Genomic DNA, 19,097 nt, shown 5'->3' on the forward strand with positions numbered 1-19,097 from the left:
GGTTGCAGTAGCACCGAGGCGGCGGCATCACGAGTCCACCTCGATGCGCGCGTTACCAGCCCGCGCGGTACAAATCCGTCAACTGGGTGAGCAGCAACGTTTCGGCCGCTTCGCGCTCGGCGATCAACGCCAGGCCCTGTCGGTGGTACTCGTCGGGATCAACCGGCGGATGATCCTCCAGCGCCGCCATACGGGTGCGCACTGGCGCAGTGGCCGCAGCCAGTGCCGGCGCATGCTCGGAGCGCAAACGCGCGTTCCACTGCCGGTCACTGACGGCAAACTGCAGGAAAGCCGGGCCGCGTTCCGCCTCCAGCACCTGGCGACTGGCATCCAGCAATGCCCCACGATCAACTGCCGCCAGTCGCGCCCAGACCATGCGGTAAGGCTGGCCGGGCAGCCCGAGCTCATCCGCGAGCCCGACGCGGTAGGCCAGTCGCACCTCGGCATGATCCAGCGCCATGCCAAGGGCTTCGCGCCGGGCAATCTCCGCATCCGCAATCGCCTGCACTTCGTTAAGGCGAAAAAGCTGACGGAGAACACCCAGCAACGCATCCGTGCGTTGGCTTTCTGCAACGCCCTGCAGCGATCCATGGCTGTAAACCGCGACCTGAATATCACTGAAAATCAGACGCGCACCGTCCTGGCAGGTCTGATTGGCTCCGAACAAGCGGTCGTTGGCCATGACCTCGATCTGCCCGCGCAACACGGCATCCTGCGCGGTCGTTTCCAGGACCGTGAGCACCTCACTGGCAAGCTCGGCGTGGAACTGGCGGAAGTCCGGGGTTTCCCTCAGACGTTGCATCAACATTAAAAGATGAGGCGCATCGGCGGCTTGTTCAACTTGCGCCCAGGCCGCGAGCAACCGCTGATTCAGCACATCCTCGCCCGGGCGCAACCACGCCTGCGCGGAGGGTCTGCCAGCCCTCGCGCTCGGACCCGCGCGGTGGCCATGGGACTCGGATTCGTCGTCGGATGCCTCAGACTCGGCGTTCATCGGCGCGCCCTCCACGTGGATCTCGCGGATGTCTTCGGGAAAGTCGTAATCAAGCTGATAGCGATGACCATAACCGGTGTCGTTGCGCCAGTAATCCTCAAGCGCCTGGTGAGTGAACGGATTGTTGTAGGCGTAGATCACCGTGTGCCGGCTATCGTCCAGCGGGTTTTCGATGACTTCGAGCGGGATGTCGGTGATCTGGTTGTCACTGATGTCCAGCTCGCCAAGCCCCAGCGAGTGGGTCCACTCCGGCCACTGCGTGAGGCCCGTGTTATTGATCCAGAGAGTCGATAAGTTAAAGCGGCTGGTGTCGGTGAATTCACCCAACTGGCTGCCGGCCAGACTCAGGGAGTTCAGCGCAGGCATATCCATCAACGTATTCATGGCGGGCTGGTCCAGCGTCCACGACATATTTTCCAGCGTCAGATGATGCAAAGACTGAAACTGCGGCAAGACGTCCGGAAGCGCGGTGAAGCTGCCGCGAACGTTCAAATGGGTCATGCTCGGGAAATTGGCCAGAAAAGCATTGGCAGCGCCCGTATCAAACTGCACGTTATTGAGCTCGATCTGTGTGATGTCGGCGTAGAAGCTATGCAACGGCGGTAAGTCCGGCATTGTCAGGTATTCGAGCGTCAGCCAATGAGTACCCCGGGGTGCGTCATCATGGCTGTAGCGCCAGGCCCGACCCAGCGCATTGGCCACCCGGCGCCGCGCCAGACGTTCACCGTCATTGAGCAACACGCTGATATCGTCGGCCTCAGCCCAGGCGACCAGGCTCATGTGCAATTGGCCGTAGGCGACAGCGCGTGCACGCGTCGCGCTCAGCAGTTGTTCCAGTGATCGCCCCCGTCGCGTCATGCCACGCACCTGCTCCGTTATCTCGAGGCTCTCCGGGTAGAGTTGCGCCATCGCCTGAAGCAATTGCTGATGAACCGCACTGTCGGCCACAGGCAAACCGCGCCCGCTCAATACGTAGCCGATGCGCCCGTCAAGCAGACGCCGCGGCGGCCTGAAGCCAGTCGGCAACGTCCATTGCCCCAATTGCTCGGCCGCCCATTTCGGTTGCGACCGGACCCAATTGAAAATGCGGCGCTTGAACACCTTTGCCGCCGTTTCCAGATCGTTGAACCCCATCGCCTGGCGACTGCTTTCGGGCAGCGCACGCAAGAGCGCGGCAAACAAGCTGACTTTTTTCGGGCGCCTCGGTACCCTCTACCTGAAAGCCTTTGTCGCCCTTGATCAATACGCGGCGTCGGGCGGCGTCTTTCGCACCAATGCTGTCCAGCAAGGACCCGGTGGCGCTGCCGTCCCTCAGTTCGATGCGAAGGTCAGCCGGCCATCCCGGGAATGTTTCAAGGCTGCGCAACGTCAGGCGCTGAAGATCATCATTGGCCGTACTGGGCGTCAGGAAAAAGCCTTCCAGCGCGCGGCTCATGCGGGTCTGACGCAAATGCCCACGAACCTTTCCTGCCATTTCCAGCGGGATGCGCCGAGTGTCCAGCATGGCAACCCTTTGTTCGCCCGCGGTCTCCGCGATCAGCTCTCGGCCTGCTGCCAGCGTAAGGGAGGGAAAATCCCGTCTGAGCAGGGTAATCAGCGGGTCGTTTGACTGCTCGGTGGCGAGGTAGGCCGCGTTGAAAGCATCAGCGGAGTCTGCCGCCTGCTGACTCAGGCGAAAACGCTTGGCGGTATCGAGCAGCGCTGCCGGCGCAGGTTGATTGCCAATGTGCAATGCCGCGAGCTCTTCTTCGTCTACCCCGCTGACTGCCATTATCCGGCCAACGGCTTTGTCGTCGATGTCCGCGAGTTCCGGATGGAGGCGACGCAGGGCAACGCCCACGTCGGTCAGGCGCAGATGACCTGCAGCATTTCGGGCCGGAACGCTGCGTCGAATGAACGAAGGTGGCTGCGACGCCGCAGCTTCTGCCGCCATTGCGCCTGTTACGGCACCCGCGACACCCAGCGCCCCCATGAATGCCAGGTTTTGCGCGACATTGCCCAAGTGATCCAGTGCTTCATTCATCTCGCCATGGCGCCACGCGTCAATGCCTTCGAAGGTCTCGTCCAGCAATTGCGCGCCCGCAACAACCATCATGACTTCGCCAAGACCGGGAACGAACAGCGCAGCGAAATTGAGCGCGTCCATGCCGTAGTCCAGCCAGTCCGCGAGGCGCTGGTCGCGGGTTTTCTGGTCCTCGTCATCGGTGGGGACCGCCAGTACGCGAGCGTCGTCTTTCAGTCGCAGCATCTGATGAAGATAGAAAACATCACCCAGCGCGCCGCCCACGTCGATGGCTTCCAGGTCGAGAAAAGCATTCTGATCCACTTCCGAAACGCTGATCAGCTGTCGGTGGAAGCCTTTGCCGCGGGCGACGCTGTGCAGAACATGGGGTGCCAGGCGCTCATGCAGCCGCTTGAAAAATGCTGCCTTGCTGCGCTCGGGGATGAAGCGGTCGAAGTAGCGCTGATACGCCTCTGTACGCAGCTTGGTCCGCAACGCTTGCGTGAAATGGTCCAGCGATGGATAGGACTGAATGGAGCAATCGGCGTCGCCAGGCAGGTACACCACGCAACGCGTCTGCTCGGAGGCTTTGAATAACAGCGGCCCGCGAAGCTTGCAGCCCAGCAGTTGCAGGGTAGACACCTCATCCGCAGGGCCGTAGGCGTCGAGCTGCAGCAACATCTGGTACTGCGCCTCATCAATGGCGCCCTTGAGGCGTGCAATGTGGGAGTCGACCCGCAAGGCCAGACGGGCGTGCTCGATAATGCGCGCCTTGATGTCATCGCTGCCCAGGCTACCGGGAACGTCCGGCCTCGCGACAGGGTGCAGTACATGATGCAGGTGCCGCTGATACTGGCCACCCAGGTCAAGCCGGCGGCACAGTTCGATGAAGCGACCGGGGCTTACGTTCAATGCATGAACGCTTTCTGGCCCCGCAGATGTGTCTGGCGTGCCGCCAAGGATGGCCGAGGTGCTTTCACGATCCGCTTCCATTGCCTCCACCGCTTCAAAATTTTGCAGGGCGGCAGCCAGCAGCGAACGCGTGCTGGAACGCTGCGGCGAAGCACGACCTGTGAGCCAGTCGCGCTGGAATCTGGCGTGGAAGAAGTGGTCGCGATCGACATCGAGACCCCGCCCGAACTCGGTGTCGAGGGCCTGGATCAGCAACGGCCTGGCGAACGCCGGCAAGCCCTGAATGCGCTGGAGCACCTGATTGAGGTCTTCGCGGGCAGCCTGTGCGAGGGTCATGTCCTGGCGCAGCGCATCGCGCAAGGCTGGCGTCGCCTGGATGAACCATTGCGGTAGCGTATTCTGAATAAATGAAGTCGTGAGAGCCTGACTGGCGGTGTTCATCTTACGTCCTTGTTTCTGCGTGTGATCAAAGGCGCATAGATAAACAGGAACGCACCCGCAAAGTGGCATACATATGTAGTGCACGGCCCCCGGACGCTGGAGTAACATCGCCACCTCGCCCGTCCCGAGCCGAACATGACTACCATTGACCCCACCCAGATTGCCGGGATTGTCCACGGCCACGCGCAGATCGACTGGGACGAACACGGCAATCCGCATTCGCGGGTGTTCTCCGACGTCTATTTCTCGACCGAGTCGGGCCTGGATGAAACCCGCCATGTGTTCCTGACTCAGAACGAGCTGCCCGAGCGCTTTGCCGCGTTGCCGGCGGGCGGTCGGCTGGTCATCGGCGAAACCGGGTTTGGTACCGGGCTGAATTTCCTGTGTGCCTGGCAGCTGTTCAACGCCAGCGCAGTCGCAGACGCCCGCCTGCATTTCGTCAGCGTCGAAAAATTTCCGCTGAGCCGGGCTGATCTGCAGCGCGCGCTGAGTTTGTGGCCCGAGCTAAAGGAGCAAGCGGACCAGCTGGCGGGCCAATACGTGGCAGTCCATCAGGGCTTCCAGCGGCTGGTCTTCGATGGCGGCCGCGTCACGCTGACCTTGCTGATCGGCGACGCGCTGGACATGCTGCCGCAACTCGACGGGCAGATCGACGCGTGGTTTCTCGACGGTTTCGCGCCCGCGAAAAACCCTGAAATGTGGACGCCCGAGCTGTTCGCCGAGCTGGCGCGGCTGGCGGCACCGGGCTCGACCATCGGCACCTTTACCAGCACCGGCTGGGTGCGCAGGGCCTTGAACGCAGCCGGTTTTAAAATGAAGCGCGTGCCGGGGATCGGGCATAAGTGGGAGGTGCTTAAAGGCCGCTTTATCGGCTGGCCCGCAGACGTGGCAACGCCCCCACGTGACAAGCCCTGGTTTGCCCGACCTCGTTCAATGCCCCGTTCACCGGACACCCCTCGCACAGCATTGGTAATCGGCGCTGGGCTGGCCGGGTGCGCCACCGCGTCGAGTCTGGCCGCGCGCGGTTGGCGCGTCAGTCTGCTGGAGCGCCACGGGGATCTGGCGCAAGAAGCATCGGGCAATCCACAAGGCGTGCTCTACCTGAAGCTGTCGGCCCACGGCACCGCGCTCTCGCAGCTGATCTTGAGCGGATTTGGTCACACGCGACGTTTGCTGGAGCGGCTGCAACGGGGCATCGACTGGGACGATTGCGGCGTGCTGCAGTTGGCCTTCGATGAAAAAGAGCGTGAGCGTCAGGCGCAACTCGCCGCGGCCTTTCCCGACGATCTTCTGCATGTGCTGGACCGGGCTGACGCTGAGTCGCAGGCGGGTGTGGTGTTGAAGAGCGGCGGTTTGTTTTACCCGCAAGGTGGCTGGGTGCATCCACCGGCGTTGTGTCGCGATCAGGCCAGCGCAAGTAACATTGAACTGCTAACCCACAGCGAGGTGATCGAGCTGCGGCGCGACGGCGTGCTGTGGCAAGCGTGGGATGGCGAGCGACTGTTGGCTTGCGCTCCCGTCGTCGTGCTGGCGGGAGCAGCCGAGATCAAACGCTTCCCGCCCAGCGCGGACCTGCCACTCAAGCGAATTCGCGGGCAGATCACTCGACTGACTGCAACCTCCGGAAGCCAGGCGTTGACGACTGTCGTGTGCGCCGAGGGTTACGTAGCGCCCGCGCGCGCTGGCGAACATACGCTGGGCGCAAGCTTCGCCTTCAACAGCGATGACCTGACGCCGAGCACGGCTGAGCACCTCGGCAATCTCGAATTGCTGCGGGAAATCTCCGAGGACCTGACCGAGCGGCTGAATGCCGACGCGCTGCCCGCCGAGGAGTTGCAAGGTCGCGCCGCGTTTCGCTGCACCAGCCCGGATTACCTGCCTATCATCGGGCCGCTCGCGGACCGGGCAGCATTCCTTGAAACGTACGCCGTGCTGCGCAAGGACGCGCGCCGGACGCCGGATACCGAATGCCCATGGCTCGACGGTTTGTATGTAAACAGCGGTCACGGCTCTCGCGGCCTGATCACTGCGCCGTTGTCAGGCGAACTGATCGCCGCCTGGCTGAATGATGAACCGCTGCCACTGCCGCGAAGCGTGGCCGAAGCCTGTCACCCCAACCGATTCGCGCTGCGCGGGCTGAGTTCGAGGGAAATAGAAAAGCCTGCGGTATCGGCTGTCCAGGCGCCCGCCGCCGCTATCCGACGCAACTTCTTCCTCCTTCCGAAGATCCACTGCTTCGCCAGCTACATCGGCTCCGGCCAAACCGTTATCCTCCAGCCCATCCCTCCATTCAGGTGCGTGTCGATGCTGCAAGTCCAGGGTGTGTTCAAGAGCTATGCCACGGCCCAGGGCCCATTGGCTGTTTTGCGTGGAGCGGACCTGCAACTGAATCAGGGCGGCAGTCTGGCGTTGATGGGTGAGTCCGGCAGCGGCAAGAGCACACTTCTGCATCTGGTGGCCGGTCTGGACCACGTGGACAAGGGCAGCATCGAGATCGCCGGACAGCGTCTCGACCAGATGAACGAGGCGCAACTGGCCAACTGGCGACGCACGGAAATCGGTCTGGTGTTCCAGCAGTTCAACCTCATCGGCAGTCTGAAGGTCGAGGACAACCTGGCATTTCAGGCGCGTCTGGCCGGGCGCTATCAGCCTGAATGGCAGGCTGAACTCACTGAGCGACTGGGCTTGGGCGCGCTGCTCAAGCGCTACCCCGAACAGCTGTCCGGCGGTCAGCAGCAGCGCGTTGCGATTGGCCGGGCACTCGCCTCGCGCCCAGCCCTGCTGCTCGCTGACGAGCCCACCGGCAACCTGGACGAAGCCACCAGCGATGAAGTGCTGCAGTTGCTGCTTGACCTCCTGGCCGACAGCACCACAAGCCTGTTGATGGTGACTCACAGCCCCAGGGTGGCCGCGCGATTGCAGCGTCAGGCCGTGCTGCACCTGGGTAGGCTGGTCAGCGAAGGCGAACGCTGAGATGGCGGTCTTCTACTGGACGTTGAAAGCACTGCTGAGCCACTGGCGGCGCCATCCCGTGCAGTTTTTCAGCGTGCTCACGGGCCTGTGGCTGGCAACCAGCCTGCTCACCGGCGTGCAGGCGCTGAACAGCCAGGCCCGTGAAAGCTACGCCAAGGCCAGTCAGATGATCGGCGGCGAGCCCCAGAAAATTCTGGTCTCGCCCAACGGCGCCAACTTTTCCCAGGACCTGTTCGTGACCCTGCGCCGCGCCGGCTGGCCGGTCTCACCTGCATTGCGCGGTCGTGTAAACCTAAAGCAAGCGCCGGAGCAGCGTTTGACGGTGCTCGGCATAGAGCCGGTCTCACTGCCAGTGAACACCGCGCTGGCGGGGCAATCGCTGGACACCGAGCAGATCGTCGACTTCTTCACGCCTCCCGGCACCACCTGGATTTCACCGCAGACCCTCGCGGCCCTCGGCCTGCATGAAGGCCAGCAGCCGGTCATCGAATCGGGCAAGGTGCTGCCCCCTTGCGTGCGAAAACGGACATGGCGCCGGGCGTGCTACTCATGGACATAGGCTTCGCCCAGCAGCTGCTCAATCAGCCGAATCAGATCTCGCGACTGGTGCTGCCCAAGGATTTTGCCGATAACGCCCCTGCGTTGCCCGCCGAGCTGAAGGGCGAGCTGGTACTGCGCAAAAGTGGCGAAGACAACGACTTGGGCAGGCTGACAGAGAGCTTCCACCTGAACCTCGACGCGCTGGGTTTCCTGTCATTCGTGGTCGGCCTGTTCATCGTGCATGCGGCGATTGGTCTGGCACTTGAACAGCGTCGCGGGCTGCTGCGCAACCTGCGCGCCTGCGGGGTTAGCGCGCGTGGGTTGATGGTGAGTCTGGTGGTCGAGCTCGGCGTGCTGGCCTTACTCGGCGGCATCGCCGGCGTCATCAGTGGTTACTGGCTGGCGAGCGCGCTGTTGCCCGATGTGGCGGCGAGTCTGCGCGGGCTGTACGGGGCTGAAGTCGCCGGGCATCTGAACCTGAGCATCTGGTGGTGGTTGAGTGGTCTGGGCGTCAGTCTGCTCGGCGCGTTTCTCGCAGGCGCCAGCAGCCTGCTGCGTGCCGCGCGCCTGCCTTTGCTGGCGCTGGCCAATGCCCAGGCGTGGCATGAAACCCACGCCAAATGGCTGCGGCGCCAAGGCTGGGTCGCCGGTGTTTCAGCGCTGATTGCGGTATTGGCCGGGCTGTTTGGCGATAGCCTGGCGCTGGGCTTTGTGTTGATGGCGAGTCTCCTGCTGAGCGCGGCGCTGGGCCTGCCGGTGCTGCTCAATCTGCTGCTCAACGCACTGTTGGGCAGGAACCGCTCGGTGCTGGGGCAGTGGTTTCTCGCCGACTGCCGCCAGCAACTGCCGGCCCTGAGTCTGGCGCTGATGGCCCTGTTACTGGCCATGGCCGCCAACATCGGCGCGGGCAGCATGACGTCGGGGTTCCGCCAGACATTCACTCACTGGCTGGAACAACGCCTCAGCGCAGAGTTGTATATCAATCCGCAGAATCCGGCCCAGGCCGCACCCTTGCAGCAGTGGCTGAGTCAGCAACCGCTGACGTCAGCGGTGCTGCCCAACTGGCAGGTTTCAGTGCAACTCCATGGTTGGCCAGCCGAGCTGTATGGCGTGATTGACCATCCGCACTATCGCCAGCACTGGCCGCTGCTGGAGTCGGCGAGCGGGGATGCGTGGAAGCAACTGGCGCAGGAAGACACGTTGATGCTCAGCGAACAGCTGGCCCGCCGCCTGGACGTCAGCGTTGGCGATGAAGTGAACCTGCCCGCGCCGGACGGGCCGTGGCCGCTGCGCGTTGTCGGTATTTACGCCGACTACGGCAACCCCAAGGGCCACATGCTGGTGAACGCTGACCACCTGCTTAATCACTGGCCGCAACTGACGCCCAACCGCTTCAATCTGCGCATCGATCCCAAAGCCATCCCGCAGCTGCTACGTGTGCTGCACAACAAATTCACCATCGACGACAACCGCATCGTCGATCAGATCCAGCTCAAGGCCTGGTCGCAGCAGGTTTTCGAACGCACCTTCGCCGCCACCGCCGCTTTGAACAGCCTGACGTTGATGGTCGCTGGTGTCGCCCTCTTCATCAGCTTGCTGACCCAGAGCCAGAGCCGCCTCGCGCAACTGGCGCCGTTATGGGCGCTGGGTGTGACGCGGCGGCAATTGATGCTGCTCAATCTGGCGCAAACATGGTTGCTGGCGGTGCTGACGCTGGTGCTGGCGATTCCGCTGGGGCTATTGCTGGCGTGGTGCCTGGACGCTGTGATCAACGTGCAAGCCTTCGGCTGGCGCCTGCCACTGCAGGTGTTCCCCATGCAGCTATTGCGCCTGACGCTGTTGGCGATGCTTGCCACACTGCTGGCCTCGGCGTGGCCGCTCTACCGTTTGTACCGTACCCGCCCCGCCGATTTGCTGAGGACTTTCGCCAATGAAGGTTAAGGCCCTGATCCTCTTCGGTGGGCTACTGCTCATCACGCTGCTGAGCGGCTGCGATGAAAAGCCCGAGGAAGAGAAAGGCTTCGCCGGCCTTGCCGACGACGCTTCAAGCTACGCACAGGTAACGCCGGACAGGCATTTCGCTTTTCCCGACGACCACGGCCCCCACGATGACTTCCGCATCGAGTGGTGGTACGTCACCGCCAATCTCAAGGATGCCGACGGCCAGTCGTTTGGGGTGCAATGGACGCTGTTTCGCAACGCACTGCCCCGTGCGAAAGGCTTTCAGGGCGACGGCTCTGGCTGGAATAACCGCAACCTGTGGATGGGCCACGCGGCAGTGACGTCCCGAGACGACCATTTCGCAGCGGAACGCTACGCCCGTGGCGGCGTGCAGCAGGCCGGTGTGACGCTGGCGCCGTTCGCAGCCTGGATCGATGACTGGTCCTTCATCAGCCAGTCTGCCAACAAGGACCCGCTGGCGGACATGCAGTTGCAGGCCAGCGGTCCGCAGTTCAACTATCGCCTGCACCTGAAAGCCACGAAACCATTGGTGCTGCAAGGCAAACAGGGTTTCAGTCAGAAGTCCGAGCAGGGTCAGGCGTCGTACTACTACAGCCAGCCGTTTTTTCAGGCGGACGGCAGCATCGAGATTGACGGCAAAACCTATCAGGTGTCGGGGCCTGCATGGCTGGACCGGGAGTGGAGCAGCCAGCCGCTCACGGACAATCAGACAGGCTGGGACTGGTTCTCGCTGCATCTGGGTGATGGCACCGAAGTCATGCTGTATCGCATGCGGCAAAGGGACGGTGAACCGTACCTGACCGGGACATGGATCAACGCCGATGGCAGCACCGAACAACTGGCGGCGAAGGACATAGAACTGGTACCGGAAGACACCACTGACGTTGAAGGCCGCGACATCCCCACACGCTGGTCGGTGAAAATCCCGTCGAAGGCCGTGGACATTGCCGTCGAAGCGCTCAACCCGCAGGCATGGATGAACTTGCAGATCCCCTATTGGGAAGGGCCGGTCACCCTGAACGGTAGCCATGAGGGTGTGGGGTATCTGGAGATGACGGGCTACTGACATGCCGCCGCGACGGACCCTCAGAATCATCTAAAGTTTCCTGGCGGCTGCCGATAAACAAAGAATCGGACAGTGAACCCGATATCCCAACCCCGTCAGGCCAGGACGCCTGCTTCAATAGCGTCTGGAGCCTCGATGTCTACATTAAGCTTGAAAGATATGCAGCTGGATCTTGAAGATTCGGCGGCTTACTTTGACTCTCTGTCGCAATTTCTCGAAGGTCATGCCATCTACCTGAAGGCTCAGAGAGTTGTGTGTCGACAAGAGGACCTCATGCTCCTCGAAAGTCACGCCGGTAACCTTGCCAACTCGGTGAGGTACATCAAAACCGCAGCTTTACGGATCGCCAACCGATCGCGTTGAGTCGGGCGAGATATGCGCTTCCCAGACATCACGTGGGCAGCGCTTCTTGAACCTGTGAGCGCGTCGGCACCCCACGAAAAACCTCGTCGGTGATTAAAAACCCGGCCACACCTCCCTCGCCTGCAATGTTTTTTTATTGAACGATCCACGCCTGCCTGCACTCGATAAAGCTAGGCCGCTGACGGCAGCGCGCCCTGATTATGTGTTCGCTTTTGAAGTAAGCGGATTCACGTCAGGGTCTTATCCGCGCCGAAACAGGGCCGAAACGTTACTGGCTGAGTGCATTGCGCGAGCTTGGGATTAGACAGCGCAGGATGTACGCCACGCGCCACACGTACGCAACCATGCGCCTGATGTCCGGAATGAACCCGGCATTCACCGCCGCGCAATCCCGGTAACGCCAAACACGCCGAAACATAAAGGGTTTAGGACTGATGTGCGGATTAGCTGGCGAACTACGCTTTGACAATCAACCTGCGGATCTCGCCGCAGTAGAACGTATCACCCATCATCTCGCGGCCCGCGGCCCGGATGCGTGGGGGTTCCATAGCCAGGGGCCGATTGCCCTGGGCCACCGTCGTTTGAAAATCATGGACCTGTCGGACGGTTCGGCGCAGCCGATGATCGACAGTCACCTGGGTTTGTCCCTGGCCTTCAACGGCGCTATCTACAACTTCCCGGAACTGCGTGCCGAGCTTGAAAGCCTTGGCTACCAGTTCCACTCCGGCGGCGACACCGAAGTGCTGCTCAAGGGCTACCACGCCTGGGGCGCTGACATGTTGCCCAAGCTGAACGGCATGTTCGCGTTCGCCATCTGGGAGCGCGACAACAGAAGCCTGTTCATCGCCCGCGACCGTCTTGGCGTCAAGCCGCTGTATCTGTCGCGCACCGACAAGCGCCTGCGTTTCGCTTCCGCCCTGCCCGCCTTGTTGAAAGGCGGCGACATCAGCCCGATGCTCGACCCGGTCGCACTCAATCACTACCTGAATTTCCATGCCGTTGTGCCTGCGCCACGCACGTTGGTGGCCGGCATCGAGAAACTGCCGCCGGCGTCCTGGATGCGCGTGAGTGCCGAAGGGAAGGTCGAGCAGAAGGTCTGGTGGACGCTGCCTTATGGCCCGCGCGCCGACGAAGCCAATCTGACCCTCGAAGACTGGCGCGACCGCGTGCTCGACAGCACCCGCGAAGCCGTTGCCATCCGTCAACGCGCTGCGGTGGACGTCGGCGTGCTGCTGTCCGGCGGCGTTGACTCGAGCATGCTCGTCGGCCTGCTGCGCGAAGTGGGCGTTAAGGATCTGTCGACCTTCTCCATCGGTTTCCAGGACGCGGGCGGCGAACGGGGTGACGAATTCCAGTATTCGGACCTGATCGCCAAACACTATGGCACCAACCACCATCAGCTGCGCATCAAGGAAAGCGAAATCATCGAGCAACTGCCCGCCGCATTTCGGGCAATGAGCGAGCCGATGGTCAGCCATGACTGCATCGCCTTCTACCTGCTGTCTCGCGAAGTGGCCAAGCACTGCAAAGTGGTTCAGAGCGGCCAAGGCGCGGACGAGTTGTTCGCCGGCTATCACTGGTACCCGCAAGTAGACGGCGCCAGCGATCCCTACGCTGCTTACCGCGATGCGTTTTTTGACCGCAGTTACGCCGAATATGCCGAGACCGTCGCGCCGAAGTGGCTGACCGCGAATGACGCCGCAGGCGATTTCGTGCGCGAGCATTTCGCGATGCCAGGGGCTGATGCGGCGGTGGACAAGGCCCTGCGACTGGACAGCACCGTCATGCTGGTGGATGACCCGGTCAAGCGCGTCGACAACATGACCATGGCCTGGGGCCTTGAAGCCCGCACCCCGTTCCTCGACTATCGACTGGTCGAGCTGTCGGCACGGGTACCTGGCCGTTTCAAACTGCCGGATGGCGGTAAGCAGGTGCTTAAGGAAGCCGCTCGCCTGGTAATCCCGTCGGAAGTCATCGATCGCAAGAAAGGCTATTTCCCGGTGCCGGGACTCAAGCATCTGGAAGGCAATACGCTGAACTGGGTCCGCGATCTGCTGCTTGATCCAAGCCAGGACCGAGGCCTGTTCAACCCGGTCATGCTCGACAAACTGCTCACCGATCCACAGGGCCAATTGACGCCACTGCGCGGCTCCAAGTTGTGGCAGCTCGCGGCGCTGAACCTGTGGCTCAGCGAACAAGGACTCTGACCGATGAAAGCCAACGCTTCGATCCATAACCAGCGTTTGCTACGCGGCCAGACGCCATCGTACGAGCGCTTGCAGGCTCGCCTTGCCGAGGACGGCAGCACGCCTGAGACAGAACCGCTGGCTCTGCATTGCGGCTGGGGACGGCTGCTGATTGGCCACACCTACCCTGATCCTGCGTCTCTGGCGCAGGAGCTGCTCAACGAAAAACAGGGTGAGCGCGACATCGCCCTGTATGTCGCCGCACCGCAGCAGGTGCTGGCGCAATCGCCGCAACAGTTGTTTCTCGACCCATCAGACACTTTGCGTTTGTGGTTCAGCGATTACCGCCCCGCCCAGCGCGTGTTTCGTGGTTTCAGGATTCGCAGAGCGCAAAGCGAAGGTGACTGGACCGCGATCAACAATCTGTACATCGCCCGTGGCATGTTGCCCATCGACCCTGCTCTTCTGACACCTCGGCACCAGGGCGGCCCGGTCTACTGGATTGCTGAAGACGAGACCACTAATGCCGTGATCGGCAGCGTGATGGGCCTGAATCACCAAAAGGCTTTCAACGATCCCGAAAAGGGCAGCAGCCTGTGGTGCCTGGCGGTTGATCCGCAATGCACACGGCCTGGCGTCGGCGAAGTGCTGGTGCGTCATTTGGTCGAGCACTTCCAGAGCCGGGGCCTGGCGTACCTGGACCTGTCGGTGCTGCATGACAACGAACAAGCAAAAAGCCTGTACGCCAAGCTGGGCTTCCGCAATCTGCCGACCTTCGCCATCAAGCGTAAAAACGGCATCAACGAAAAGCTGTTTCTCGGCCCCGGCCCACAGGCAGACTTCAACCCCTACGCGCGGATCATCGTCGAAGAAGCCCATCGTCGCGGCATCGAGGTGCAGGTGGATGACGCCGAGGCCGGACTGTTCACGCTGATCCATGGCAGTCGCCGTGTGCGCTGCCGTGAGTCGTTGAGCGATCTGACCACCGCCGTCAGCATGACGCTGTGCCAGGACAAGCGCATGACCCAGAAGACGCTGAAGGCGGCGGGGCTGGAAGTACCGGTGCAGCAATTGGCGGGTAACGGTGACGACAACCTGGCGTTTCTGGAAGAACATCAGCGCGTCGTGGTCAAGCCGGTTGACGGCGAGCAGGGTCAGGGCGTGGCCGTGGACCTGCGCACCATCGAGGACGTCCAGGCGGCGGTCGAGCGTGCTCGCCAGTTCGACAGCCGCGTGCTGCTAGAGAGTTTTCATAAAGGCCTGGACCTGCGCATCGTCGTGATCGGTTTTGAGGTGGTGGCAGCGGCCATCCGCCGTCCTGCCGAGATCATTGGCGATGGCCGTCACACCGTGGGTCAGTTGATCGAAGCGCAAAGCCGTCGTCGGTCCGCAGCCACGGGCGGCGAGAGCAAGATTCCAGTGGACGACGAAACCCATCGCACCGTTGAGGAAGCGGGTTTCAGCTTTGACAGTGTGTTACCGGCCGATCAGCGGCTGGCCGTACGCCGTACCGCGAACCTGCACACCGGCGGCTGCCTGGAAGACGTCACCGCGATTCTTCACCCGGTACTGAAGGACGCCGCCATACGAGCCGCACGCGCCCTCGACATCCCGGTGGTCGGCCTGGACCTGATGGTCCCTGCAGCTGATCAGCCGGAGTATGTGTTTATCGAAGCGAACGAGCGCTGCGGCCTGGCCAATCATGAGCCACAACCGACAGCCGAGCGCTTCGTCGATCTGTTGTTTCCCCACAGCCAGCCTGCTCATGGCTAAGGCGAAATCCCTGTAGCAGTGCGCGTGCCCGCAACTGGTCCGGTATGGCAACGAATGCGTCGCCGCCGGACCGGTACCGCGAGCGACTCCGCTATCAGGTTAATTTGCGCCACACAAAGAGGTCCCTATGACGACTGCAACCTCCCTTGAACCGGATCTGAATTACCTGCAGAAAGTCCTGCTGGAAATGCTCGCCATCCCGAGCCCGACCGGGTTTACCGACACCATCGTGCGCTACGTCGCCGAGCGCCTTGAAGAACTGGGCATCCCGTTCGAACTGACCCGTCGCGGCACCATCCGCGCCACGCTGAAAGGCAAACAGAACAGCCCCGACCGCGCCGTTTCCGCGCATCTGGACACCATCGGCGCCAGTGTTCGAGAAGTCAAAGACAACGGCCGCTTGGGCCTGGCCCCGGTCGGTTGCTGGTCGAGCCGTTTTGCCGAAGGCAGCCGCGTCAGCGTATTCACCGACACTGGCGTGATTCGCGGCAGCGTGCTGCCGTTGATGGCTTCCGGGCACGCCTTCAACACGGCCGTCGACACCATGCCCATCAGTTGGGACCACGTCGAAGTGCGCCTGGACGCCTACAGCGCCACTCGCGCGGACTGCGAATCGGTGGGCATCAACATTGGCGATTTCGTGGCATTTGACCCGTTGCCCGAATTCACCGACAGCGGCCACATCAGCGCTCGCCATCTGGACGACAAGGCCGGCGTCGCCGCTCTGCTCGCAGCCCTCAAAGCCATCGTCGACAGCGGCGTCGAGCCCCTGATCGATTGCCACCCGCTGTTCACCATTACCGAAGAAACCGGCAGCGGCGCTGCGGGGAGCCTGCCGTGGGACGTCAGCGAGTTCGTGGGGATCGACATCGCGCCTGTCGCGCCCGGCCAGCACTCGAGCGAACACGCGGTCAGCGTGGCGATGCAGGATTCCGGCGGCCCATATGACTATCATCTGTCGCGACATCTGTTGCGCCTGGGCGAGCAAAACGATCTGTCCGTGCGCCGCGACCTGTTCCGCTATTACTACAGCGACGCGCACTCGGCGATCACTGCCGGTTACGACACGCGCACGGCCCTTCTGGCCTTCGGTTGCGACGCGACCCATGGCTATGAGCGCACACACATCGACAGCTTGAACACGCTGAGCCGTCTGCTCACCGCCTACATCATGAGCCCGCCGGTGTTCGCCAGCGATGCGCATCCGTCCAATGCGTCTCTGGAGAATTTCAGCCATCAGTTGGAGCACGACGCGCAAATGGAAAGCGACACCCGTGTGCCGTCGGTGGATACATTAGTGGGGCAGCGCTAGCCTGCCCGCACGGGGCGCGATAGCATCGCCGCCCCGTGTATATTTTGTGATGGCCGAGAAACCTATGCTGATCCCTTACGACCAACTCGAAGCCGACACCCTGACGCGCCTGATCGAGGACTTCGTGACCCGCGACGGTACTGACAACGGGGATGACACTCCCCTTGAAACCCGCGTATTACGGGTACGTCATGCGCTAAGCAAAGGTCAGGCGGTGATTTTCTTCGACATGGACAGCCAGCAATGTCAGCTGATGCTCAAGCGCGAAGTGCCGAAGGAATATTTCGAGGAATAAAGGGACTTACCTTCCCGGCGAGCGGTTGGCGAGTTGTTGCAGCCGTGAGGCGATTCTTCGGAACACCTCTGTGCGGTGAATCCTAATATGCTGCGGCGCATCGATTCCCAGCCGGACCTGATTGCCGGTGATGCCCAGCACCTTCACGGTAATGTCATCGCCAATGTTGAAGGTCTCTCCGATTTCCCGCGTCAATACCAGCATACGTCCTACTCCTTGGCTGTAACCGAGGGAGCAGGTTGACGCTCAGACCCCGGCGCTTCAATGCGCCAGAGCAAAATCAGTAACGTCCTTCAATCCTTCAAGACCACGGCTGACAGACGCGTCCTACGCGCCCGACCATTTCCGGCCTGCACTCAGAGAAAGGTCCGGCAGACGCCAGTTTTTTCACTGCGGCCGGGAAGATCAGGCGGCTGACCAGCGCGGCCCGAACAGAATGATGGTTGCGCCCATCACGCATAAGCCAACGCCGATCCAGTCCGACATCAGCGGTCGCACACGCTCGATTACGCCTAGCCAGGTAATGGAGGCAATGATGTAGATGCCGCCGTATGCCGCATAGGCGCGCCCGGCGTAAGTGGCTTCAATTCGAGTCAACAGCAGGGCGAACAGCGTCAGGCTGATCAGCGCCGGAAGGGCCCACAGCGCGCTCTTGCCTTGACGCAGCCACATCCAGAAGGCGTAACAACCGGCTATCTCGAACAGCGCGGCAAGAAAAAACCAGAGGTAATTGAGCACGATGAGCGTCGTCCAGGGCAGCCGGAAAGTGCCGGCAACCCTATCAGAAAAGAGCCTGGGAATGTCTGGCTCCGCTTCAGGCCTTCGCCTTGGCACGCATCTTCTCCGCCATGTTGGCCATCTCGTCGTACAGCAACTGCGGATTTTTCTGTTTGAGCTGCCAGGCCATTCGACCTTGCTCATGGGGCAGGATCATGAATTCACCGCTGGCGACCTGCTGGTAGATGTAGTCGGCGATGTCCTTCGCGCTGATGGGCGAACTCTCCAGCAGCTTGCCGACCTGGGCTTTCATCGCCGGCGTGGGGCCTCGGAAGGAATCCAGCAGGTTGGTCTGGAAGAAGGATGGACACACCACATGCACACCGATTTCCTGGTGACGCAGCTCGATCAGCAGGCTCTCGGACAGCGCCACCACACCGGCTTTGGCCACGTTGTAATTGCTCATCGCCGGCCCCTGCATCAACGCCGCCATGGAGGCGATGTTGATGATCTTGCCTTTGCTCTGTTCCAGCAGCGGCAAAAACGCCTTGCAGCCTTTGACGACGCCCATCAGGTTGATTGCGATCTGCCAGTCCCAATCCTCAAGGGACAGTTCGCCAAAGAAGCCGCCTGAGGCGACGCCGGCGTTATTGACGATCACATCGATGCCGCCGAATTTCTGTTCGCAGGCCTGGGCGAAAGCGGTGAGCTGGCTGTAGTCCCGAACGTCACAGCGCTGAACAAACCCATCCCCTCCCGCCTCCCGCACCAGGCGCAGGGTTTCCTGAAGGCCGCTGTCGCTGACATCCGACAGCGCCAGCTGCCAACCTTCGCGCGCCCAGCGCAGCGCGATCTCACGTCCCAGCCCGGACCCTGCGCCGGTAATCATGATGCGATTGTGCATAGCAGACGCCTTGTCGATTACGAAGAAGTGGCTAGAGTGTAAACAGGAGGATTGTCCGACAAACCCTTCATCAGATCGCTGAATATGAGACGCAAACCGGTGCTTTGAGTGTTAATCACTCTTTTGGGTGTATTTGGCCGATGATTATTTGCAGGACACACTCTAATGTCGAATCCGACGACCTGTTAGTTACTGCTTGGTTCCACACTAAGCGAGGTACTTTTCGCACGTTTTGTACGTCAGGGCTTTAAGCGATCGCGGCGACTTTTAAACACCCAAGCATTTGATTCGAATGGTATTTTCTGGAGGTGTTAATTTTTATTTCTGCGTTCCAGAACCTTTTGATTACTGCAGCAGTCGGATTCATCAAGCAGCACAATGATTAGCCGTAGTGGCAACCTCTTGAACTGCATAGCCATCTTCCAAGAACACTAGAAGGAACTCGTCATGGGCATCGGCACAATTCTGATCATCATCCTCATCCTGCTGTTGATCGGTGGACTCCCGGTATTTCCGCACTCCCGGAGCTGGGGCTACGGTCCGTCGGGCATTATCGGTACGATTCTGGTGATCCTGCTGATATTGGTGTTGCTGGGCAGGATTTAACTGCTAAAGCTGCCAATAAAAAGAACCGCGCTTAGGCGCGGTTTTTTTATG

The 19,097-nt window shown here is 61.4% G+C and carries 13 protein-coding genes and 2 pseudogenes; 10 read left to right on the forward strand and 5 right to left on the reverse strand.

Annotated elements, in window-relative coordinates; all coding sequences use genetic code 11:
- Window positions 1–52: 52 nt before the first annotated feature.
- Both JN403_RS25970 and JN403_RS25735 read right to left on the reverse strand, forming a co-directional pair.
- Window positions 53–1,903 carry an NEL-type E3 ubiquitin ligase domain-containing protein gene (locus tag JN403_RS25970; RefSeq protein ID WP_345945857.1) on the reverse strand — a complete coding sequence of 617 codons (1,851 nt, stop codon included), beginning with the start codon at window positions 1,901–1,903 and terminating at the stop codon, window positions 53–55.
- A gap of 79 nt (window positions 1,904–1,982) precedes the next feature.
- Window positions 1,983–4,349: a DUF6543 domain-containing protein gene (locus JN403_RS25735; RefSeq protein ID WP_240356746.1), complete on the reverse strand. Its 2,367-nt coding sequence runs from the start codon at window positions 4,347–4,349 to the stop codon at window positions 1,983–1,985.
- 135 nt (window positions 4,350–4,484) lie between these two features.
- Here JN403_RS25735 and mnmC point away from each other — a divergent pair.
- The 9 genes and pseudogenes from mnmC to JN403_RS23075 all read left to right on the forward strand — a co-directional run.
- Window positions 4,485–6,482 (forward strand): annotated as a pseudogene (gene mnmC, locus JN403_RS23040) (bifunctional tRNA (5-methylaminomethyl-2-thiouridine)(34)-methyltransferase MnmD/FAD-dependent 5-carboxymethylaminomethyl-2-thiouridine(34) oxidoreductase MnmC); the annotation flags it as partial.
- 171 nt (window positions 6,483–6,653) lie between these two features.
- Window positions 6,654–7,322: an ABC transporter ATP-binding protein gene (locus JN403_RS25740; protein WP_275900187.1), complete on the forward strand. Its 669-nt coding sequence runs from the start codon at window positions 6,654–6,656 to the stop codon at window positions 7,320–7,322.
- A gap of 1 nt (window position 7,323) precedes the next feature.
- A pseudogene (locus JN403_RS23045) lies at window positions 7,324–9,803 on the forward strand (FtsX-like permease family protein).
- Window positions 9,793–10,890, forward strand: coding sequence for a lipocalin-like domain-containing protein (locus tag JN403_RS23050; RefSeq protein ID WP_205484465.1), 1,098 nt, complete (start codon window positions 9,793–9,795; stop codon window positions 10,888–10,890). Before JN403_RS23045 ends, JN403_RS23050 begins: the two are co-directional and overlap by 11 nt.
- 135 nt (window positions 10,891–11,025) lie before the next feature.
- Entirely contained in the window at window positions 11,026–11,253 is a 228-nt protein-coding gene (locus tag JN403_RS23055; protein WP_122537513.1) for a hypothetical protein, read from the forward strand.
- 434 nt (window positions 11,254–11,687) lie between these two features.
- The gene (locus JN403_RS23060) at window positions 11,688–13,460 is read left to right on the forward strand and encodes an N-acetylglutaminylglutamine amidotransferase (protein ID WP_122624610.1); all 1,773 of its coding nucleotides are present in this window, start codon (window positions 11,688–11,690) and stop codon (window positions 13,458–13,460) included.
- Window positions 13,461–13,463: 3 nt separating this feature from the next.
- The gene (gene ngg, locus JN403_RS23065) at window positions 13,464–15,212 is read left to right on the forward strand and encodes an N-acetylglutaminylglutamine synthetase (RefSeq protein ID WP_205484466.1); all 1,749 of its coding nucleotides are present in this window, start codon (window positions 13,464–13,466) and stop codon (window positions 15,210–15,212) included.
- A 127-nt stretch (window positions 15,213–15,339) separates the two neighbouring features.
- Window positions 15,340–16,524 (forward strand): osmoprotectant NAGGN system M42 family peptidase, encoded by a 1,185-nt coding sequence (locus JN403_RS23070; RefSeq protein WP_122537510.1) that lies wholly within the window; start codon window positions 15,340–15,342, stop codon window positions 16,522–16,524.
- A 64-nt stretch (window positions 16,525–16,588) separates the two neighbouring features.
- Window positions 16,589–16,819 (forward strand): YheU family protein, encoded by a 231-nt coding sequence (locus JN403_RS23075; protein WP_122537509.1) that lies wholly within the window; start codon window positions 16,589–16,591, stop codon window positions 16,817–16,819.
- A gap of 6 nt (window positions 16,820–16,825) precedes the next feature.
- Here the strand turns inward: JN403_RS23075 and csrA are convergent, their stop codons facing one another.
- From csrA to JN403_RS23090, 3 genes are all read right to left on the reverse strand, one after another.
- Window positions 16,826–17,023, reverse strand: coding sequence for a carbon storage regulator CsrA (gene csrA, locus JN403_RS23080; RefSeq protein ID WP_122537508.1), 198 nt, complete (start codon window positions 17,021–17,023; stop codon window positions 16,826–16,828).
- 201 nt (window positions 17,024–17,224) lie between these two features.
- Window positions 17,225–17,557, reverse strand: a complete 333-nt coding sequence (locus JN403_RS23085) for a YnfA family protein (protein ID WP_172611179.1) — start codon at window positions 17,555–17,557, stop codon at window positions 17,225–17,227.
- A gap of 76 nt (window positions 17,558–17,633) precedes the next feature.
- Window positions 17,634–18,440, reverse strand: coding sequence for an SDR family oxidoreductase (locus JN403_RS23090; protein ID WP_205484468.1), 807 nt, complete (start codon window positions 18,438–18,440; stop codon window positions 17,634–17,636).
- A 447-nt stretch (window positions 18,441–18,887) separates the two neighbouring features.
- Here JN403_RS23090 and JN403_RS23095 point away from each other — a divergent pair, with 447 nt between their 5' ends.
- Window positions 18,888–19,046, forward strand: coding sequence for a DUF3309 family protein (locus JN403_RS23095; RefSeq protein WP_092410703.1), 159 nt, complete (start codon window positions 18,888–18,890; stop codon window positions 19,044–19,046).
- Window positions 19,047–19,097: the final 51 nt, after the last annotated feature.

It is taken from the genome of Pseudomonas sp. 15A4 (assembly GCF_016925575.1).
Lineage (GTDB): Bacteria > Pseudomonadota > Gammaproteobacteria > Pseudomonadales > Pseudomonadaceae > Aquipseudomonas.

Bases quoted from the DNA above. Each gene is read 5' to 3' on its own strand.
- JN403_RS23075 (WP_122537509.1), top strand. From the start codon at position 16,589: ATGCTGATCCCTTACGACCAACTCGAAGCCGACACCCTGACGCGCCTG.
- JN403_RS25740 (WP_275900187.1), top strand. From the start codon at position 6,654: ATGCTGCAAGTCCAGGGTGTGTTCAAGAGCTATGCCACGGCCCAGGGC.
- JN403_RS23060 (WP_122624610.1), top strand. From the start codon at position 11,688: ATGTGCGGATTAGCTGGCGAACTACGCTTTGACAATCAACCTGCGGAT.
- JN403_RS23090 (WP_205484468.1), bottom strand. From the start codon at position 18,440: ATGCACAATCGCATCATGATTACCGGCGCAGGGTCCGGGCTGGGACGT.
- JN403_RS25735 (WP_240356746.1), bottom strand. From the start codon at position 4,349: ATGAACACCGCCAGTCAGGCTCTCACGACTTCATTTATTCAGAATACG.
- JN403_RS23050 (WP_205484465.1), top strand. From the start codon at position 9,793: ATGAAGGTTAAGGCCCTGATCCTCTTCGGTGGGCTACTGCTCATCACG.
- JN403_RS23055 (WP_122537513.1), top strand. From the start codon at position 11,026: ATGTCTACATTAAGCTTGAAAGATATGCAGCTGGATCTTGAAGATTCG.
- JN403_RS23095 (WP_092410703.1), top strand. From the start codon at position 18,888: ATGGGCATCGGCACAATTCTGATCATCATCCTCATCCTGCTGTTGATC.
- ngg (WP_205484466.1), top strand. From the start codon at position 13,464: ATGAAAGCCAACGCTTCGATCCATAACCAGCGTTTGCTACGCGGCCAG.
- csrA (WP_122537508.1), bottom strand. From the start codon at position 17,023: ATGCTGGTATTGACGCGGGAAATCGGAGAGACCTTCAACATTGGCGAT.
- JN403_RS25970 (WP_345945857.1), bottom strand. From the start codon at position 1,903: ATGGCGCAACTCTACCCGGAGAGCCTCGAGATAACGGAGCAGGTGCGT.
- JN403_RS23070 (WP_122537510.1), top strand. From the start codon at position 15,340: ATGACGACTGCAACCTCCCTTGAACCGGATCTGAATTACCTGCAGAAA.